This window comes from Burkholderia sp. BDU5 (assembly GCF_001522845.1).
Classification (GTDB): domain Bacteria; phylum Pseudomonadota; class Gammaproteobacteria; order Burkholderiales; family Burkholderiaceae; genus Burkholderia; species Burkholderia mayonis.
In genome coordinates, this window is record NZ_LOWC01000145.1 from 158,729 (window position 1) to 174,398 (window position 15,670).

At 67.9% G+C, this 15,670-nt stretch carries 15 protein-coding genes and 1 pseudogene; 3 read left to right on the top strand and 13 right to left on the bottom strand.

The window, feature by feature from the left end:
- Window positions 1–153: 153 nt before the first annotated feature.
- On the bottom strand, window positions 154–711 hold the full coding sequence (locus WS69_RS23475) for a PadR family transcriptional regulator (RefSeq protein ID WP_059473058.1): 558 nt from the start codon (window positions 709–711) through the stop codon (window positions 154–156).
- 146 nt (window positions 712–857) lie between these two features.
- Here WS69_RS23475 and WS69_RS23480 point away from each other — a divergent pair, with 146 nt between their 5' ends.
- From WS69_RS23480 to WS69_RS23490, 3 genes are all read left to right on the top strand, one after another.
- Window positions 858–2,879 carry an oxidoreductase gene (locus WS69_RS23480; RefSeq protein WP_059473059.1) on the top strand — a complete coding sequence of 674 codons (2,022 nt, stop codon included), beginning with the start codon at window positions 858–860 and terminating at the stop codon, window positions 2,877–2,879.
- Between the two features lie 95 nt (window positions 2,880–2,974).
- Window positions 2,975–3,415 carry a nuclear transport factor 2 family protein gene (locus WS69_RS23485; protein WP_059473060.1) on the top strand — a complete coding sequence of 147 codons (441 nt, stop codon included), beginning with the start codon at window positions 2,975–2,977 and terminating at the stop codon, window positions 3,413–3,415.
- A gap of 400 nt (window positions 3,416–3,815) precedes the next feature.
- Complete coding sequence (locus WS69_RS23490) at window positions 3,816–4,601, top strand: helix-turn-helix transcriptional regulator (protein ID WP_059473061.1); 786 nt, start codon at window positions 3,816–3,818, stop codon at window positions 4,599–4,601.
- On the opposite strand, the gene WS69_RS23495 is transcribed toward WS69_RS23490, so the two are convergent.
- From WS69_RS23495 to WS69_RS35060, 12 genes and pseudogenes are all read right to left on the bottom strand, one after another.
- A complete protein-coding gene (locus WS69_RS23495; RefSeq protein ID WP_059473062.1) occupies window positions 4,598–5,995 on the bottom strand; it encodes a DUF6687 family protein in 1,398 nt (465 codons plus the stop codon). The genes WS69_RS23490 and WS69_RS23495 overlap by 4 nt on opposite strands.
- 18 nt (window positions 5,996–6,013) lie before the next feature.
- On the bottom strand, window positions 6,014–6,505 hold the full coding sequence (locus WS69_RS23500; RefSeq protein ID WP_059473063.1) for a DUF2165 domain-containing protein: 492 nt from the start codon (window positions 6,503–6,505) through the stop codon (window positions 6,014–6,016).
- Between the two features lie 64 nt (window positions 6,506–6,569).
- The gene (locus WS69_RS23505) at window positions 6,570–7,973 is read right to left on the bottom strand and encodes an MFS transporter (protein WP_059473064.1); all 1,404 of its coding nucleotides are present in this window, start codon (window positions 7,971–7,973) and stop codon (window positions 6,570–6,572) included.
- Window positions 7,974–8,007: 34 nt separating this feature from the next.
- Window positions 8,008–8,871 (bottom strand): VOC family protein, encoded by an 864-nt coding sequence (locus WS69_RS23510; RefSeq protein WP_059473065.1) that lies wholly within the window; start codon window positions 8,869–8,871, stop codon window positions 8,008–8,010.
- Window positions 8,872–8,873: 2 nt separating this feature from the next.
- Window positions 8,874–9,926: a methyltransferase gene (locus tag WS69_RS23515; RefSeq protein ID WP_059473066.1), complete on the bottom strand. Its 1,053-nt coding sequence runs from the start codon at window positions 9,924–9,926 to the stop codon at window positions 8,874–8,876.
- On the bottom strand, window positions 9,923–11,095 hold the full coding sequence (gene ribD / locus WS69_RS23520) for a bifunctional diaminohydroxyphosphoribosylaminopyrimidine deaminase/5-amino-6-(5-phosphoribosylamino)uracil reductase RibD (protein ID WP_226382862.1): 1,173 nt from the start codon (window positions 11,093–11,095) through the stop codon (window positions 9,923–9,925). Before ribD ends, WS69_RS23515 begins: the two co-directional genes overlap by 4 nt.
- Before the next feature lie 106 nt (window positions 11,096–11,201).
- Window positions 11,202–12,185, bottom strand: coding sequence for a formylglycine-generating enzyme family protein (locus WS69_RS23525; RefSeq protein WP_059473067.1), 984 nt, complete (start codon window positions 12,183–12,185; stop codon window positions 11,202–11,204).
- Window positions 12,186–12,200: 15 nt separating this feature from the next.
- Window positions 12,201–12,893 carry a 1,6-didemethyltoxoflavin N1-methyltransferase gene (locus WS69_RS23530; protein WP_059473068.1) on the bottom strand — a complete coding sequence of 231 codons (693 nt, stop codon included), beginning with the start codon at window positions 12,891–12,893 and terminating at the stop codon, window positions 12,201–12,203.
- Window positions 12,890–14,584: a WD40 repeat domain-containing protein gene (locus tag WS69_RS23535; RefSeq protein WP_059473069.1), complete on the bottom strand. Its 1,695-nt coding sequence runs from the start codon at window positions 14,582–14,584 to the stop codon at window positions 12,890–12,892. Before WS69_RS23535 ends, WS69_RS23530 begins: the two co-directional genes overlap by 4 nt.
- Window positions 14,581–15,225, bottom strand: a complete 645-nt coding sequence (locus WS69_RS23540) for a GTP cyclohydrolase II (RefSeq protein WP_059473070.1) — start codon at window positions 15,223–15,225, stop codon at window positions 14,581–14,583. Before WS69_RS23540 ends, WS69_RS23535 begins: the two co-directional genes overlap by 4 nt.
- A gap of 18 nt (window positions 15,226–15,243) precedes the next feature.
- Window positions 15,244–15,445 (bottom strand): annotated as a pseudogene (locus WS69_RS32025) (hypothetical protein); the annotation flags it as partial.
- A gap of 27 nt (window positions 15,446–15,472) precedes the next feature.
- On the bottom strand, window positions 15,473–15,670 hold a 198-nt coding region (locus tag WS69_RS35060), incomplete at its 5' end, for a hypothetical protein (RefSeq protein ID WP_231747202.1).

Sequence of the window (15,670 nt, forward strand, 5' to 3'; positions counted from 1 at the left end):
GCGATCTTCGCGAAGTGCGGACGCGGCACTGTAACCGTTGCGGCGCGTGCAGGCGTGGATCGCCGTCAAGAGTCTTCGATCGGTTCTTTGCTGCACGGGCTCGCGATTTGCATGATCGAGTGTGCATGCGTCGCCTCGCATGCGTGCACGACGTCACGTGCTTCGCCGCTTCGACTTCTCGTCCGGCATCGACAGAATGTCCAGCGCATGCTGCATCAGCTCGACGCCCAGGCTCTCCTGCATGATCCCCGCGTGCAGCACGAGATGCTGCAAGCGCCGGTCCTTCGTGTTCATGTCATGCGCGAAATCGCGCGCCTCGATCTCGCGATAGACCGCGAGCTTTTGCCGATGCAGCTCGAGCCGCCGCCTGATTTCGTCGGCGAGCCCGGTCGGTCCGACGACCGCCTCCGCGCGCAGCCGGATCATCAACTCGTCGCGCAACGGCTTCGGATCGTCGTGCAGCGCGATCCAGCGTTTCAGCTCCTTGCGGCCCGCCGGCAAGATCCGGTACGCGCGCTTGCGCCCGCGCGCCTGCTCGACGGGCGCCGACTCGACCCAGCCTTCGTCCTCGAGCCGCGCGAGCTCGCGGTAGATCTGCTGATGAGTCGCGTGCCAGAAGTAGCCGATCGAGCGGTCGAAGCGACGCGTCAGCTCGGAGCCGGAACCCGGGCGTTCGGCGAGGGAGGTGAGCAGCGCGTGAGGCAGGGACATTGACGATGGTGCGGATGGTCGAAACCCTTGCATCTTGCCATATCGAGGGATGCCTGCCCGTTTAGAGCGCCCATTTTATGCAACGCGTTGCATTCGCAGGAGCACGCCGATATATTTATGCAACCCGTTGCAAAAAAGAGCGACCGATGACCCACTATCCCCACTTGACGGCTCCGCTGGAGCTCGGTTTCACGTCGTTGAAAAATCGCGTGTTGATGGGCTCGATGCACGTCGGTCTCGAGGAGGCGCCAAACGGCTTCGAGCGCATGGCCGCGTTCTACGCGGAGCGCGCACGCGGCGAGGCCGGGCTCATCGTCACGGGCGGGATCGCGCCGAACGAGCGGGGCCGGATGGTGCCGGGCGGCTCGATGCTCACGACCGAAGAAGAGGCCGAGCACCATCGGATCATCACGCGCGCGGTGCACGACGCCGACGGCAAGATCGCGATGCAGATTTTGCATTTCGGCCGCTATGCGTATCATCCGGCGCTCGTCGCGCCGAGCGCGCTGAAGGCGCCGATCAACAGGTTCACGCCGCATCCGCTGTCGGCAAGCGAGGTCGAAGCGACCATCGACGACTTCGCGCGCTGTGCGGCGCTCGCGCAGTACGCGGGCTACGACGGCGTCGAGATCATGGGCTCCGAGGGCTATCTGATCAACGAGTTCATCGCCGCGTGCACGAACCATCGCGACGATGAATGGGGCGGCTCGTACGAGAACCGCATTCGCTTTCCGGTCGAGATCGTGCGGCGCGTGCGCGAGCGCGTCGGGCCGCGCTTCATTATCGTCTACCGGCTGTCGATGCTCGATCTCGTCGAGGGCGGCTCGACGCTAGACGAAGTGATCCGGCTCGCACAGGCGATCGAGGCGGCCGGCGCGACGATCCTGAACACCGGGATCGGCTGGCACGAGGCGCGCATCCCGACGATCGCGACGAAGGTGCCGCGCGCCGCGTATGCATGGGTGACGAAGCGGCTCGTCGGCAAGGTCGGCATTCCGCTTATCGCGACGAACCGGATCAACACGCCCGACGTCGCCGAGCGGCTGCTCGCCGACGGCTATTGCGACATAGTGTCGATGGCGCGGCCGTTCCTCGCCGATTCGCAGTTCGTGCGCAAGGCGCGCGAGGGGCGCGCGGACGAGATCAACACCTGCATCGGCTGCAACCAGGCGTGTCTCGACCACATCTTCAGCGGCAAGATCACGTCGTGCCTCGTCAATCCGCGCGCGTGCCACGAGACCGAACTCGTGATCGAGCCCGCCGCGACGCGCAAGCGGATCGCGGTCGTCGGCGCGGGGCCGGCGGGGCTGAGCTTCGCCGTCACGGCGGCCGAGCGCGGGCACCACGTCGAATTGTTCGAAGCGTCGTCCGAGATCGGCGGACAGTTCAACATCGCAAAGAAGGTGCCCGGCAAGGAGGAATTCCACGAGACGCTGCGCTATTTCCAACGGCAGATCGAATTGAGCGGCGTGAAGCTGCATCTGAATACGCGCGTCGACGTCGCGGGCCTCGCGGGCGGCGGCTTCGACGAAATCGTGCTCGCGACGGGCGTCATGCCGCGCGTGCCCGACATCGACGGCATCGATCGCGCGAACGTGCTCGGCTATCTCGACGTGCTGCGCGACGGCAAGCCGGTCGGCGCGAACGTCGCCGTGATCGGCGCGGGCGGGATCGGCTTCGACGTCAGCGAGTATCTGACGCAGACGGGCGAAAGCGCGAGCGTCGCGCCGCCCAAGTTCTATTCGGAATGGGGCATCGACGTCGGCTACGAAGGGCGCGGCGGCGTGCGCATGCCGCACGTCGAGGCCGTGCCGCGCAACGTGCATCTGCTGCAGCGCAAGGCGTCGAAGGTCGGCGACGGACTCGGCAAGACGACGGGCTGGATCCATCGGACGTCGCTGAAGGCGCGTCGCGTCGCGATGTCGTCGGGCGTGTCGTACGAGCGGATCGACGACGCGGGGCTGCATGTGCGGATCGACGGAGAGCCGCAGACGCTCGCCGTCGATAGCGTCGTCGTCTGCGCGGGCCAGGAGCCGCGGCGCGAACTGTACGACGGCCTGCGCGCGGCCGGCTGCTCGGTGCATCTGATCGGCGGCGCGCACGTCGCCGCGGAGCTCGACGCGAAGCGCGCGATCCTGCAGGGCACGACGCTCGCCGCGTCGATATGACGGGCGTCGCTCGCCGCCCTTGCAAGCGGAGGCTCGTGCGGCGCGGCATCGCATCACATGACGACACACCCGACTTACCGAAAAGGAGACGCAACATGACTTCGATTCCCGCCGGCGTGCAGCCGGCCGTGCGGCTGTCGCTCGAGCGCTGGCACGCGATGGTCGCGGCGTGCGACATGACCGGTCTTGCCGACATCGCCGATCCGAACGCGGTGTTCCGTTCGCCGATCGCGCATTCGGCCTATGCAGGCGCGCAGGCGCTCGTGCTCGCGATCGGCACGGTCGTGAAGGTGTTCGACGATTTCGTCTATCACCGGCAGCTCGCGACCGAAGACGGCCTGAACGTCGTGCTCGAGTTCAGCGCGCGAGTCGGCGACAAGCAGTTGAAGGGCGTCGATCTGATCCGCTTCGACGAACACGGCAAGATCGTCGAGTTCGAGGTGATGGTGCGACCGGCAAGCGGCCTGCAGGCGCTCGGCGCGGAAATGGCGGCGCGCATCGGCGCGCGGCTGCCCGAGTTCAAGTCGAATGTGTGAACAATAAGCGAATAAAAATAGAAATAGAGATTTTCGCTTTCTAAAACACTAATAGCGTTTTCAGGCTAAATCTTACGATTGCATTGCTTTAAACTCCGAAACAGGTCACGTGGTCGTTGTGCCACGCACGCGTGACCGATCCTTGTCATGAACGATTCGCGAACGTTGTCGCGAATCGTTTTATTTCGAATGCGCAACAGCCGTGTTTCACGGCGTGGCGGAACACCGATGTCCCGATCGGATTCAAGTGAGCGTGTGCCGACGCGCATCGCGCGGCGTCGTTCCGCATGCCAATATGCAGTGATCGATCAGGCAGTGGAGGAGACTGTTTCGTCCGCGCGCGCTTTTGCGTGCGCAACGAACTCGCAGGTGTGACCGAAAAATACCAATTGGAGGCCAGATGACGTGTTTCGTTGACCAACTGAAGTTGATTTTCGATCATTATCCCGGTCTTTGGGGCTGCCAGGACAGCCAGTCGCGATTCATTCACGTCAACGATGCATTCGCCCGAGTGGTCGGCGTGCGCAATCCGCGCGAACTCGAAAATAAATCCGCATTTGATTTGCCGTGCGGCTCGTCGAATTGCGCGGACCAATTCCAGGCGCAGGATAGCGAAGTCCGCGAAACCGGCCGGGCGATCAAGGTGCTCGACGTTCATCCGTATGCGTCGGATGTCTGGATGGCGTTCGTCTTCACGAAGATTCCGCTCGTCGACAGGAACCAGGAAATCGTCGGCACGATTTTTCATGCGGCGGAGCTGTCGCAGATCGACATGATCACGCTCGGTCGCGTGATCGGCGATTCGTATGCGGGCAAGCGGATCGGCGATCCTGTCGAGCAAGGCTCGTACCGGATCGATTCGCCGAAGGACGCGCTCGCGCTGACCGAGCGCGAACGGCAGGTGCTGTTCTTCCTCGCACGCAACAAGACGGCGAAGGACGTCGCGAACATCCTCGGCTTGTCGGTGCGGACAATCGAGCAATATATGGAAAGCTTGCGCTGCAAGTTCTCCGCGTCGAGCAAGAACGAACTGATCGATCTCGCGGCGGGCGCCGGCTATTGCAACCGCATTCCGCAGTCGCTGCTGCGCAATCAGCTTTCGGTCGTGCTCGAGCGCGCGGCGCCGCCGATGCCTGCCGACGTGCTGGCGGCCGCCAAGCCGCCGGCCGTCGTCGCGATGCTCTAGCCGAGCGCGCCGCCCGCGACGCGAGCGATCGGCGCTTCGGCGCTTCGCTCGGCCGCGGGCGTCGGCTGCCACGCGGCGGGCGCGACCGCGAGCAGGTGCTTCAGCTCGCGCACGATCGTTTCCGCCGGAATGCCGCTCGGCCGGGCGCCGTCGTGGCCGAGCCGCGGCATGATGTGCTGCACGCCGTCGTATTGCCAGCGGCGCGCGTGCGTGTCGGCCGCTTGCAGGGCGCGCACGAAGATCGACAGATCGCGCCGCGGCCGCGGCGCCGCCGATACGCGCTCGACCCATCCCTCGTAGCGCTGATGCACGACGACGTCGCCGTGCGCGACGAGCGCGACTGTCGACAGCGGCGTCCGGTTGTGAAAGCCGATCGGCGACAGACCGAAGTAGCGCTGCGACACGCGTCCTCGCAGCGCGTCCGCGGCAGGCAGGCGAAACACCGCGAGATCGAGTTCCGGATGCTGCTCGAGCGTGGCGTCCGGATGGTCGAGCAGCGCTTCCGTCGCCGCGTGGTGCAGGTCGGCGTCGCGCCACAGCGCGTCGGGGATCGACGGCGCGTCGAGCAGGTCGCGCAGCGCCGGCAGCAGCGCGTGGAAGACCCGCGCGATGCGCGTGCTCTCGTCGCGCGGCGTGCCGATGTCACGCGACGCTTGCGCGGCGACCGCATTCAGCGCGAACGAAAGCCGGCGGGCGGCGTCCGAGCGGCCGCGCGCGAAATCGCCGAAGCGCGCGACGTCGACGAGCAGCGCCTGATGGCGCAACGCATGGTCGGGCGCGATCAGCCCGTACACCGACGCGAGCCCGTCGAGATCGAAGTGATCGGTCGTCACGTGCCGCACGTCGGGATCGTCGACCCACTCGGGCGCGAAACACAGCACGCTCTCGGTCGACAGGTTCGCCTTGTAGCGCGCGGGCGTGCGGTTCGCCGGCCAGTGCGACAGCGTGATTCGCGTCGCCGCGTTGTGGGTCGCGTCCGCCGAGATGTTCGGCACGTCGCGCGCGCGCTCGAACGGCAGGAACGCGAGGCGGTCGCCGGATGCGAGCCGGACCGCCTCAACCGGAGCCTGGGGCGCGGCCGCGGTCTGCGGCGCGAGCGCGGCGGCAAGGCCGGCGCCGTCGGTGGCGGCATCGCGCAGTTCGAGCTCGCCGTGGCCGCCGAAGTCGTAATGGAGCGCACCGAGATTGCGGCGACGCAGGTCGCACGGATTGCCGTCGCGCGTGACGGCGCCGCCGCCCGCGATCAGGTTTTGCAGATCGATGAACTGGTTGTCGCGGATCGCGACGACGCGGCCCGCGAGCAGCCGCAGCTCGAAGCCATCGAGCCGGGCGGCGACGTCGTCGTCGAACTGCACGACGCGATCGCCGTCGTGAAGGGGAAGAAGAGTCGTCATCGCAGGGATCCTGTCAAATCAAGGTGTCGTACCGAGGTGGAACAGCAGGTAGGCGGCGATCGACCAGACGACGAGCGCGATATGCGTCAATTGCAGGCCTTCCTGACGTATCCAGTAGCCGTACCACAGCCCGCCGAGCAGCAGCACGAGCGCGCACGCGGCGAAGCTGGTCGCGCCGGCGTCGAGCCATGGCAGTGCGGCCGCGTGAGGAGACGGCGTCGTCAGCAGCAGGCAGACGCCGCCCCACATCGCGATCGCGGTGATCGCCTGCAGCAGCACGATGATCACGAGCGCGGCCCGGTGCAGGCCGCGCGACGTCGCCGCGCGGCGCAACAGCGGCGTGTCGACGGGCGGATCCTGCTTCAGCAGCGCCATGCTCATCGTGCGGCCGACGGCGCCCGTCGTCGCGGCGAACGTCTGCACGTTGTTGATCGTGACGATCGTCGCCCATCCGGCGATCGCGAACGCGTGCAGGCTCTTGAACAGATCGATGTCGGTCGGCGGGCTCATCGTGCTTGTCCCGTTGCGGAGCGCGTCCGGGCGGCGCGCACCGCGTGTGCGGTGTGCGCCGCGGTCATCGGGTGCGCACGCGGCGCGCGACGAGCGCGGCGAGCACGGGCGCCGCCGCGAACACGGCGAAGAGCCACGCGGCCGCGTGCTGCGCGCCGGCGAGGCCGCCCGGCTCCGAGAAGCCCGCGAGGTTCGCGACGAGGCCGGCGAGCGCGGAGCCGATCGCGGTCGCATAGAGCTGGACGGTCGTGATCGACGTCGACGCGAGATCCTCCTGGCCGGCCGGCGCGCTCGTCAGTACTTGCGTGAGCAGATGCGGCCAGCCGATGCCGATGCCGAAACCCACCGCCGCGAGCGCTGCGCACAGTAGCGCGAGGCCGGGGCCCGCGCTCAGCAGATGCTGCGGCGGCACGACGATCGCGAGCGCGACGAGCGCGAGCACGACGAGGAGCGGCCCGCCGCGCACGAGCGCCTGCGCGGTGCGCGCGCTGCGCCCGGAGCTGAACAGCGAGCCTGCGGTCCAGCCCGCCGCCATCAATGCGGTCAGATAGCCGGCGAGGAGCGGCGGGTAGCCGTGGATGATCTGCAGGAAGTACGGCACGAAGATCTCGGTTGTCATCCCGATCACGAGCAGGCTCATGCACGCGTAGATCGCGCCGAGCGGCGCGCGCACGTCATACGCGCCCGTCGGCAGCAGCCGGATCGTCGCGCCGCGGTCGAAGCGCGCGATCAGCACGGCGATCGTGAGGCCCGCGGCGACGCCCGCGACATTCGCGACGATCTCCTTCGACAGACTCGCGACCGACACGACGAGCACCGACACCGCGAGCAGCAGGATCTTGCCGATTGCGGGCCGCCCGGCCCGTGCGCCCGACGCTTCGCGCGCGGGCAACTGGACGATCACGATCAGCGCAAGCAGGACGGCGACGGGCACGAGCGCGACGAACGCGAGCCGCCAGGTGCCCGATTGCGCGAAGATCCCGCCGATCGCGGGCCCGCACAGCGTCGCGACCCCCCACATGCCGGACACCATCGCCATCGCGCGTGACCACAGGCGCTCGTCGAACACGATGCGGATCAGCGCATAGCTGAGCGCGAACAGGATGCCGCCGCCGAAGCCCTGCGCAAAGCGGCCGACGAGCATCCACGGCATGTCCTTCGCGCCCGCGCACGCGAGCGTGCCCGCGCAGAACACGACGAGCGCGACGAGATAGGCGGCGCGCGGTCCGAAACGGCTGAGCACGTTCGCGGACAGCGGCGCGCCGATGATCGAGGCGGCCATGAACAGCGTGGTGTTCCATGCGTAGTACTCGAGTCCGCCGATGTCGCGCACGACCGAGGGCAGGATCGTCGTCGCGATATAGATGTTGATCGCGTGCAGCGCGACGCCTCCTGCGAGCGCGATCGAGCGCAAGCCGTTGCGGCCGGACAGCAGTTCTCCCCACGAAGGGGCGGTGATGGAACTCATGGACTACCTCGTCGGTTGCTGGGTCGGGTGTGCGTCAGGACGGCGACAGATGCTGCGAGATCAGGTGCGGATTGCTCTCGAGCATTTCGATCTCCGGGGAATAGACTTCGATTTCGAGCCCGTCGGGGTCCTGGAAGTAGAAGGCGGTGCGCACGCGGTCCGGCCCTGCGTGATAGCCGGGTGCCGGGCCGTTGCCCTTGACGATCTCGATGCCGCCGTCCGCCTCGACGAGTTCGGCGATCGCCTTGACGCCGTCCGGATCCGAGCGCACGCCGAAGTGATAGCCAGGCGGGTAGGCGACCACGTCCGCCTGCTCGATGAAGAAATCGAAGCCGTTCAGCTCCATTACAACCTTCTTCGGACCGAGGTTGTAGCAGTAAGCGGCTCCGAAGATTCGGCGGTAGAAATCGACTGATTTGTCGAGATCGCGGGCGAGGATGTTGATGTGGTTCACGCGCAATTCGTGCGGCCGGCCTTGCTCGGGCTCGTCGCGCAGCCGGCGCCACATCTTGATGCAAGCGGTGAAGGTCGCGAAGCTCGCGAGCCAGTCGCGCGCGACGTCGGACGATGCGTCGGCCGCCGTCAGTTCGAGCGCGAGCGGATAGCAGAACGCGCTCGAATGGCCTTCCTGCCAGACGGCGGGTGCTTCGCCGTTCGCGCCGGCCGGATCGATGCGGATCTGCGCGGCGGCCGCCCAGCCGGCCGGGCCGGTGCGCTCGGCGTTCGCCGCGGCGGCAGCCGAGCGCGACAGCACGAACACGCCGTCGGGTGCGGCGCCGTCCGCTTGCGGCGCGCGCAGCCGGTAGCCGGCCGCCGTGCATTGCGCGGACAGCGTGCGTGTGATCTGTTCCGCGTCGGCGGGATTGACGTCGAGATTGATCAGTTCGAAGACGAGCATGGTTAGACCTCGCTGGCGGGGCGTTGACCGATGAGAAGCGTGTAGCGGCCGATCGACCGCTCGCTGACCGACAGGCCGCTGTCGCGCGCGACGCCGGCGATCCACGGCGTCGGATGCAGCTCGCCGTGATTCGTGTTCACCATCATGTGCAGCGAGAAATCGGCGGACAGCGCCGGCGCGACACGGTTGTCGTCCATCGTCATCGTGAGGATCAGGAGTGCGCCGCCCGGCTTCACGAGGCCGGCCGCATGGCCGATTACCGCGCGCGCTTCCGGATCGTCGAAGTAGTGCAGGCAGTCGTTCAACATCACCACGTCCGCCGCGCCGCCCTCGAAGTTGCGTGCGTCGAGCAGGTTCTTCTCGAAGAACTCGACGCGGCCGGCGAGGCCGTGCGCGTTGATCGTTTTCTGCGCGGCGTCGCGGGTCGTCGGCAGATCCCAGATCTGGCCCGTCAGCTCAGGGTGGCGGCGCAGCACTTGCGCGAGATACGTGCCGTGGCCGCCCGCGAGGTCGATCACGGTGCGCGCATGGGCGAACACGCCGAGACCGCTCACGACGTCGACCATCGGCTGGCTCAGGCGCACCATCGCGTCGTTGAACGCGTCGCGCGCGCGGGTGTCGTGCGCGAAGCGGCTCTCCTGCTGGAAGCCGAGCGGTTTTTCGCTGCGCAGGATTTCGCCAAGGCGGGGCCAGTTGTCCCATTGCAGATGCTGGTGCTCGACGATCGGGCCGATGTAGTCGGCGCTCGTGCTCGTCAGGTAGCGCGCGGTCAGCTCGGTGTTGCGGAACGCGTCGCCGTCCTTGCTCAAGAGGCCGAGCGCGACGAGCGCGTGCAGCAGGATCGAGACCTTGCTCTCGACCATGCCGAAGCTCGCGGCGACTTCGGCCGGCGTGCGGCTCGTTTGCGTCAAATCGAACAGCTTTTCGGCGACGGCGTAATGCAGGATCGCCGATTGCCGGTATTGGTCGGACAGCTTCACCAAGTCGACGACCGAAGTCAGTGCCGCCTTGTCTTCGGTCGACTCGTAGATGGTCTCGACTGCAGATGCGCTCATTGAGGTCCTCGTTCGATGTGGTCCTGGGAAAAACCGGTGCGCGGCGACGGGCGCCGCGCGGCTATTGACGTACTGTCTGCTCGGGTTGCCTCGCGACGGCGCAGCAGGATGCGTTGGCCGCAGCCGATCGCGCGATGGTGGAACGGCCGCAGGCCCCAGCGGTGCGCGACGTCGTCGATCGACGCGACGAGCCGCGGCGCCGGCACGGGCACGCCGCAGCGCGACGGATGCACGTACAGCAGCAGCTCGTCGGCGAGATCGTCTTCGAACAACGCGTCGCATAGCGCGAGATCGGCGTCGATGAACAGCTCGTTGACGCCTCGCGCCGCAAGGCGTACGAGTGCGTCGGGCAAGCGGAGGTCGGCGTCGGCATCGGAGGATGATGCGGATGCGGCCGCCGCATCGGCATGCGCGGCTGCGTAACCGGCGGCGACGCCCGCGTCTTCCCGATGCAGCGCGAGCGTCGGCACGCTTTCCGTCGCCGCGGGCGACGCGTCGAGCGCTGCGAAGTCGCGCGAGCGGACGACGTAGCGCGACGCGGCGCCCTTGCGCGCCGCTGGGAAGGGCGCGCCGTGCGGCGCGAGCACGACGGAACTGCGCGCCCGCCAGTGCCGGACATCGTCGCGCGACTCGGATTCCGTCGCGCCGAGCACCGTCCGGTCGATCGCATCGAGCGGCCCGTCGATCGACAGGATCAGCTTCGCGCGCGTCCACGGGCGGCCGCGCTCGATCCGGCTGAAGAAGCCGATGTTCAGCTCGCGCGCCTCGGCTTCCATCAACCCCTGTTCGACGACGACGCCCGCGTCGGCGAGTCGCGCGGCGCCGCGCCCCGCGACCTGCTCGAACGGATCGCGCGCCGCGATCACGACGCGCGCGACGCCCGCCGCGGCGAGCGCGTTCGCGCACGGCGGCGTCCTGCCGTAATGCGCGCACGGCTCGAGCGTCACGTATGCGGTCGCGCCGCGCGCGCGTTCGCCGGCTTCGCGCAGCGCGTGCACTTCCGCGTGCGGTTCGCCCGCGCGCCGGTGCCAGCCGGCGCCGAGCACCTGTTCGCCGTGTGCGATCACGCAGCCGACGCGCGGATTCGGGCGCGTCGTGTAAAGGCCCTGTTCGGCGAGCCGCAGCGCATGGGCCATGTGCAGGCGGTCGATATCGGAAAACGTATTCATCGTCTGCCGTCCGCCCGGTGCGCGGCGCGTGCCGAATGCCCGGGGCGGCCGCGCGCCGGAGAAGCCGATGTGCGGCGCGCGCGCCGAATGGCGGTCCGTTTCGCGTTCATCGCGCCTCCACGAGCCGGAAGCCCATCGCGTAGATGTCGCGCTGATAGCGGCCGTGACGGCGCGCGCAGCGTGCGAGATCGCCGAAGCGCGTGAAGCTGCCGCCGCGCGCGATCCGGTAGCTGCCTTGCGTGAGTGCGAGGTCGTCGTCGATCGCCGCACCGCCCGGATACGGGTGATAGTCGTCCGCGACGTATTCCTCGACGTTGCCGGCGAGGTCGTCGATCCCGAACACGCTGCGGCCGAGCGGGAAGATGCCGACGGGCGTCGTCGACAGCGGCCCGGCTTCGACCGTGTTCGCCGCTCGCGGATCGAACGCGTCGCCCCACGGATACTCGACGCCCGTGCCGCCCGACGCCGCGTATTCCCACTCGGCCTCGCTCGGCAGCCGGAAGCGCCGGCCGGTCGCTTCGCTCAGCCAGTCCGCGTAGGCGTCGGCCGCCTCGGCGGGCACCGACCAGACCGGATGATTCGCGCGCTCGACCGGATAGACGCCGAACGCCCACGACGTCGGCAGCCACGGCGCGCCCGTCTCTTCGAGAAAGCGCCGGTATTCGAGGTTCGTGACCGGGTAGCGCATCATCCGGTACGCGGCGAGCTCGGTCGTGTAGCGTGGGCATTCCTTCGCGATCCACTCCTCGATCACACCGACGCGCTCCCATTCGGCGATCACCTGCGGCACTTGCTCCGGCTCGGTGCCGAGCCGCGCCTGCGCGGCGGGCACGTCGCACATCTCCGGATCGAGCGGACGGATGCGTGGGTCGCCGGCAAAACCGAGCAGCGCGCCCGCCGCGTAGCGCCGCTCGAACGGTGCGCCCGGATCCTGCGCGATCGCGACCCACTGCGCCGGCGCGAGGCGCAGCAGGTCGAGATGCGTCGAGAAGACCGTCGCGGGCGTGCGCGCGACGAACAGATCTTCCGGCAGCGCCATCGCCGCGCGGTCGCTGAGATAGTTCGGGTTGTCGGCCAGCTTGAGTGTCATGGGCATGAACTCGCGTCAGTCGGGACGGGATTTTCGGACCGTCAGCACCAGATAGTGCAACCCGGCCTTCGGCCGCGGCACCCGGTGGCTGCTGACGGGCGTGAAATGCGCGGCGCCCAGCAGTTCGACGAGCTCGGGCTCGGTGAACTCGCGATAGAGGCGCTGTGCGTGGTTCGCGTACAGCCGCCCCGCGCCGTCGGCCTCGAACACCGAGATCGTGAAGAGACCCTCGGGCCGCAGCAACGCATGGATGCGCGCGAGATACGCGGCGTACGCGTCCGGATGCTGGTGGTGCAGGCAACCGTTGTCGAGCGCGCCGTCGAACAGGGCTTCACCCTGGAGCTCGGACACGGGACACGCCACGAAGCGCACGCGCTCGCCCCAGCGCTGCGAGAGCTGCGCCCACTCCGGCGGCTCGACGAGGTCGACCGCCGTCACCCGGTGACCGTGCTCGAGAAAGTACGCAGTGTCGCGGCCGCGGCCCGCGCCCGCGTCGAGGACGTCGGCCGGGCTGCCGAGATGCTCGTGCAGGATCGCGCTCGCCGGGCGCATCGCCGCCTCGTCGGTCCAGACGTCGCGGCCGTCGTGGTAGCTCGACACGAAATCCGAGCGCAGCACCGCCGCGTACTCGTGCGGCGCAGCGAGCGGTCCGTCGACGGGGGCGATCGTGCGCTGCGCGTCGATGTAGTGCGGTTCGGCGGCGCTCATACGCGCTCCAGCGGAATGCGGTAGACGTCGCCGTCGTACGAGCTCGCGAGGAACGCATGCGCGGCGGGGTCGTAGCAGAGCGACGACACGCCTGCGGTCGTCACGCGCACGTCGAGCGCCCAGCGCGCGTCGGTGCGGTCGTAGACGGCGACGCGGCCGTTGTAGCTGCCCGTCGCGACGTAGCGGCCGTCGGCGCTCGCCGCGACGCACTTGATCGAGTGCGTGTGCGGCGTCGCGATCACGTCCGCGTGATGGTCGGGCGACCAGATCCGCAGCTTCAGATCGCGGCTCACCGATGCGAAGAAACCGTTGTCGAGGCCCGCGCAGCCGTTCGCGATCTTGTCGTGCGCGCGCTTGAGCGTGAACACCGGCTCGAGCGTCGACGCGCGATACCATGTGGCCGACGCGTCGGCCGCGACCGAGAAGATCAGGTCGCCCGAGATTGCGATGCCCTTGACCGCGTTCGCGTGCAGCGGCAGGTCGGCGACGTGGGTCGCCTTCGCGCCGTCGATCCGCAGCACGATGCCTTCGCCCGTGTACGCGCCGATCACCGCATGCGCGACGCCGTCGCGCGCGAACGACACGCCGCAGTTGAGCGGCGAGCGGTGCTGGTGAAGCTCGCGGCCGCTGCGCGCGTCGAACACCTTGCCGAGCTGGCCGCCCGTCAGGATCAGGTCGCCCGCGGGCGTCAGGAAGTTGCACAGGCTGCCCGTGCGCGCATGCTCGCGCTGGTCGACGCGCGCGATGCCCGCGTCGCCGATCGTCCACAGATGGCCGTCCACGGCGAGCGCCGCGTTCACGCCGTGCGTCGGCGGCAGCTCGGCCGCATCCCAGCGCTCGGCCTTCCAGTTGTAGCGGCGATAGCTCGAATGGAACGTCGAGAACACGATGTGCTCATCGCCTTCGAACGAGCACGAACGCGGCCACACTTCGGGCGGCAGCGCCGCGCCGCCGAGCGCCTCCGGCTGTCCGGACGCGCCGATCTTCCACAGCCGCATCGTGCGGTCGTACGACAGCGACACGAGCAGGCCGCGATCGCCGTCGAGCACGAGGCGCTTCACGCCCGCGTCGTGCGCCGGCAGCGTCGCGCGCTCGCCGTCGCCGATCACGATGATCTCGCCTTCGTCGTTGCCCGCGAAAATGCGGCCGTCGGCGGCGATCGCGATCGTGTCGGTCTCGATGCCGTCGAGATCGATGTCGGCGACGAGGCCGTCGTGGCCGAGCGACCAGCGCTTGATCGTGCCGTCGTCGCTCGACGACACGATCTCGTCGGTGCCGCGCATCCATTCGACCGAGATCACGTCGGCGGTGTGGCCGCTGAACGTGTTCAGCAGCTTGCCGCTGAAGTCGTAGACCCGCACGCGGTGATCGCGCGACGCGGTCGCGACGAGCGGCTTGTCCGGATGGAACGCGCTCATTTCGACGTCGTCTTCCTGGTCGGCGAACACGGCGACGAGCCGCAGGTCGGGCACGGTCCAGAGGCGGGCGCTGTAATCGGACGACGACGTGACGACGTACGCGCCGTCGGGCGAAAACGCCCCCTGGTTCGCGAGGTGGTCGTGCATCGCGCGGGCGAGCGGCCGTTGGGTTTTCGCGTCCCACAGGATGACCTGGTTGTCGTAACCCGCCGTCAGGACGTATTTGTCGCGATGCGCGGCAATCCCGCTGATCGGTGCGCGGTGAGTGATCATTGAAGTTCCTGGCTGAGGTTGATGGCGTGACGGTGGTGATCGATCTTCGCGCGCAGGTAGCCGTGATTCGTGCTGTTGACGAACACGCCGGTCTGCAGCACGCGCTTGATCCGGATGCCGTACTTCTCGATCTGCGAAATCTTGTCCGGGTTATTGGTGACGAGCGAGATGTCGACGACGCCGAGCGCCTGCAGCATCTGCGCGGCGACGCGGAAATCGCGCAAGTCGTCGGGGAAGTTCAGCGCGCGGTTCGCGGCGAACGTGTCGAGGCCCTGCGAGATCTGCAGGCGGTACGCGTCGAGTTTGTTGTACAGTCCGATGCCGCGGCCCTCCTGGCGCAGATAGAGCAGGATGCCGCCTTCGCGGCCGAACATCGCGACCGACTCGTCGAGCTGCTCGCCGCAATCGCAGCGCGCGGAGCCGAACACGTCGCCCGTCAGGCACTCGGAATGCACGCGCACGAGCGGTGCGTCGGCGAGCGGCCCGAAGACGAGCGCGAGATGCTCCGCGTTGTCGCAAAGGCCCTGGAACGTCACCATCTCGGGCTCGAACTTCTGCTGAGCGGTGCGCGGGCGAATGGGCACGTTCACGCGCGTACGGACGGACGCGCTCAGCGTTGGGGGGATTCGACCATCATTCATGCTGTGCCTCAAGGTTATTCAACATTGAGATACGCATCGCGAAGAACACGGAAGCGTTGCTGCTTGTTGTTATGTCGAAGGGGTGAATCGACTTCCGGTTTGTTGCTGTCTCTCGGGTTCTAGGCGAGCTCTTGATTGGCTGCTGCGTTCGATTGTGCAAAAGCATCGCCGATTGTGCATCCGTACCGATTACGGTATCGCCGATCATTGATCGATCCGTGTCTTCGTCATCCGATTGGTTGCGTGCTCAACCAATCGTAATTGCACCCGCACTCGCACTCGCACCCGCACCCGCACTCGCACCCGCACCCGCACCCGCACCCGCACCCGCACCCGCACCCGCACCCGCACCCGCACCCGCACCCGCGGCCGCCGCCTTGCCGTAGTCGGCCGGCGCGTCGGCCGGACGCGGCGTCTCGCCCGCGCGCTCGATCCAGCCGCCGAC

Excerpts from the sequence above, each read along its gene's own strand:
- WS69_RS23480 (WP_059473059.1), top strand. The coding sequence starts at position 858 with ATGACCCACTATCCCCACTTGACGGCTCCGCTGGAGCTCGGTTTCACG.
- ribD (WP_226382862.1), bottom strand. The coding sequence starts at position 11,095 with ATGAATACGTTTTCCGATATCGACCGCCTGCACATGGCCCATGCGCTG.
- WS69_RS23500 (WP_059473063.1), bottom strand. The coding sequence starts at position 6,505 with ATGAGCCCGCCGACCGACATCGATCTGTTCAAGAGCCTGCACGCGTTC.
- WS69_RS23485 (WP_059473060.1), top strand. The coding sequence starts at position 2,975 with ATGACTTCGATTCCCGCCGGCGTGCAGCCGGCCGTGCGGCTGTCGCTC.
- WS69_RS23540 (WP_059473070.1), bottom strand. The coding sequence starts at position 15,225 with ATGAATGATGGTCGAATCCCCCCAACGCTGAGCGCGTCCGTCCGTACG.
- WS69_RS23525 (WP_059473067.1), bottom strand. The coding sequence starts at position 12,185 with ATGACACTCAAGCTGGCCGACAACCCGAACTATCTCAGCGACCGCGCG.
- WS69_RS23495 (WP_059473062.1), bottom strand. The coding sequence starts at position 5,995 with ATGACGACTCTTCTTCCCCTTCACGACGGCGATCGCGTCGTGCAGTTC.
- WS69_RS23475 (WP_059473058.1), bottom strand. The coding sequence starts at position 711 with ATGTCCCTGCCTCACGCGCTGCTCACCTCCCTCGCCGAACGCCCGGGT.
- WS69_RS23515 (WP_059473066.1), bottom strand. The coding sequence starts at position 9,926 with ATGAGCGCATCTGCAGTCGAGACCATCTACGAGTCGACCGAAGACAAG.
- WS69_RS23530 (WP_059473068.1), bottom strand. The coding sequence starts at position 12,893 with ATGAGCGCCGCCGAACCGCACTACATCGACGCGCAGCGCACGATCGCC.
- WS69_RS23490 (WP_059473061.1), top strand. The coding sequence starts at position 3,816 with ATGACGTGTTTCGTTGACCAACTGAAGTTGATTTTCGATCATTATCCC.
- WS69_RS23535 (WP_059473069.1), bottom strand. The coding sequence starts at position 14,584 with ATGATCACTCACCGCGCACCGATCAGCGGGATTGCCGCGCATCGCGAC.
- WS69_RS23505 (WP_059473064.1), bottom strand. The coding sequence starts at position 7,973 with ATGAGTTCCATCACCGCCCCTTCGTGGGGAGAACTGCTGTCCGGCCGC.
- WS69_RS23510 (WP_059473065.1), bottom strand. The coding sequence starts at position 8,871 with ATGCTCGTCTTCGAACTGATCAATCTCGACGTCAATCCCGCCGACGCG.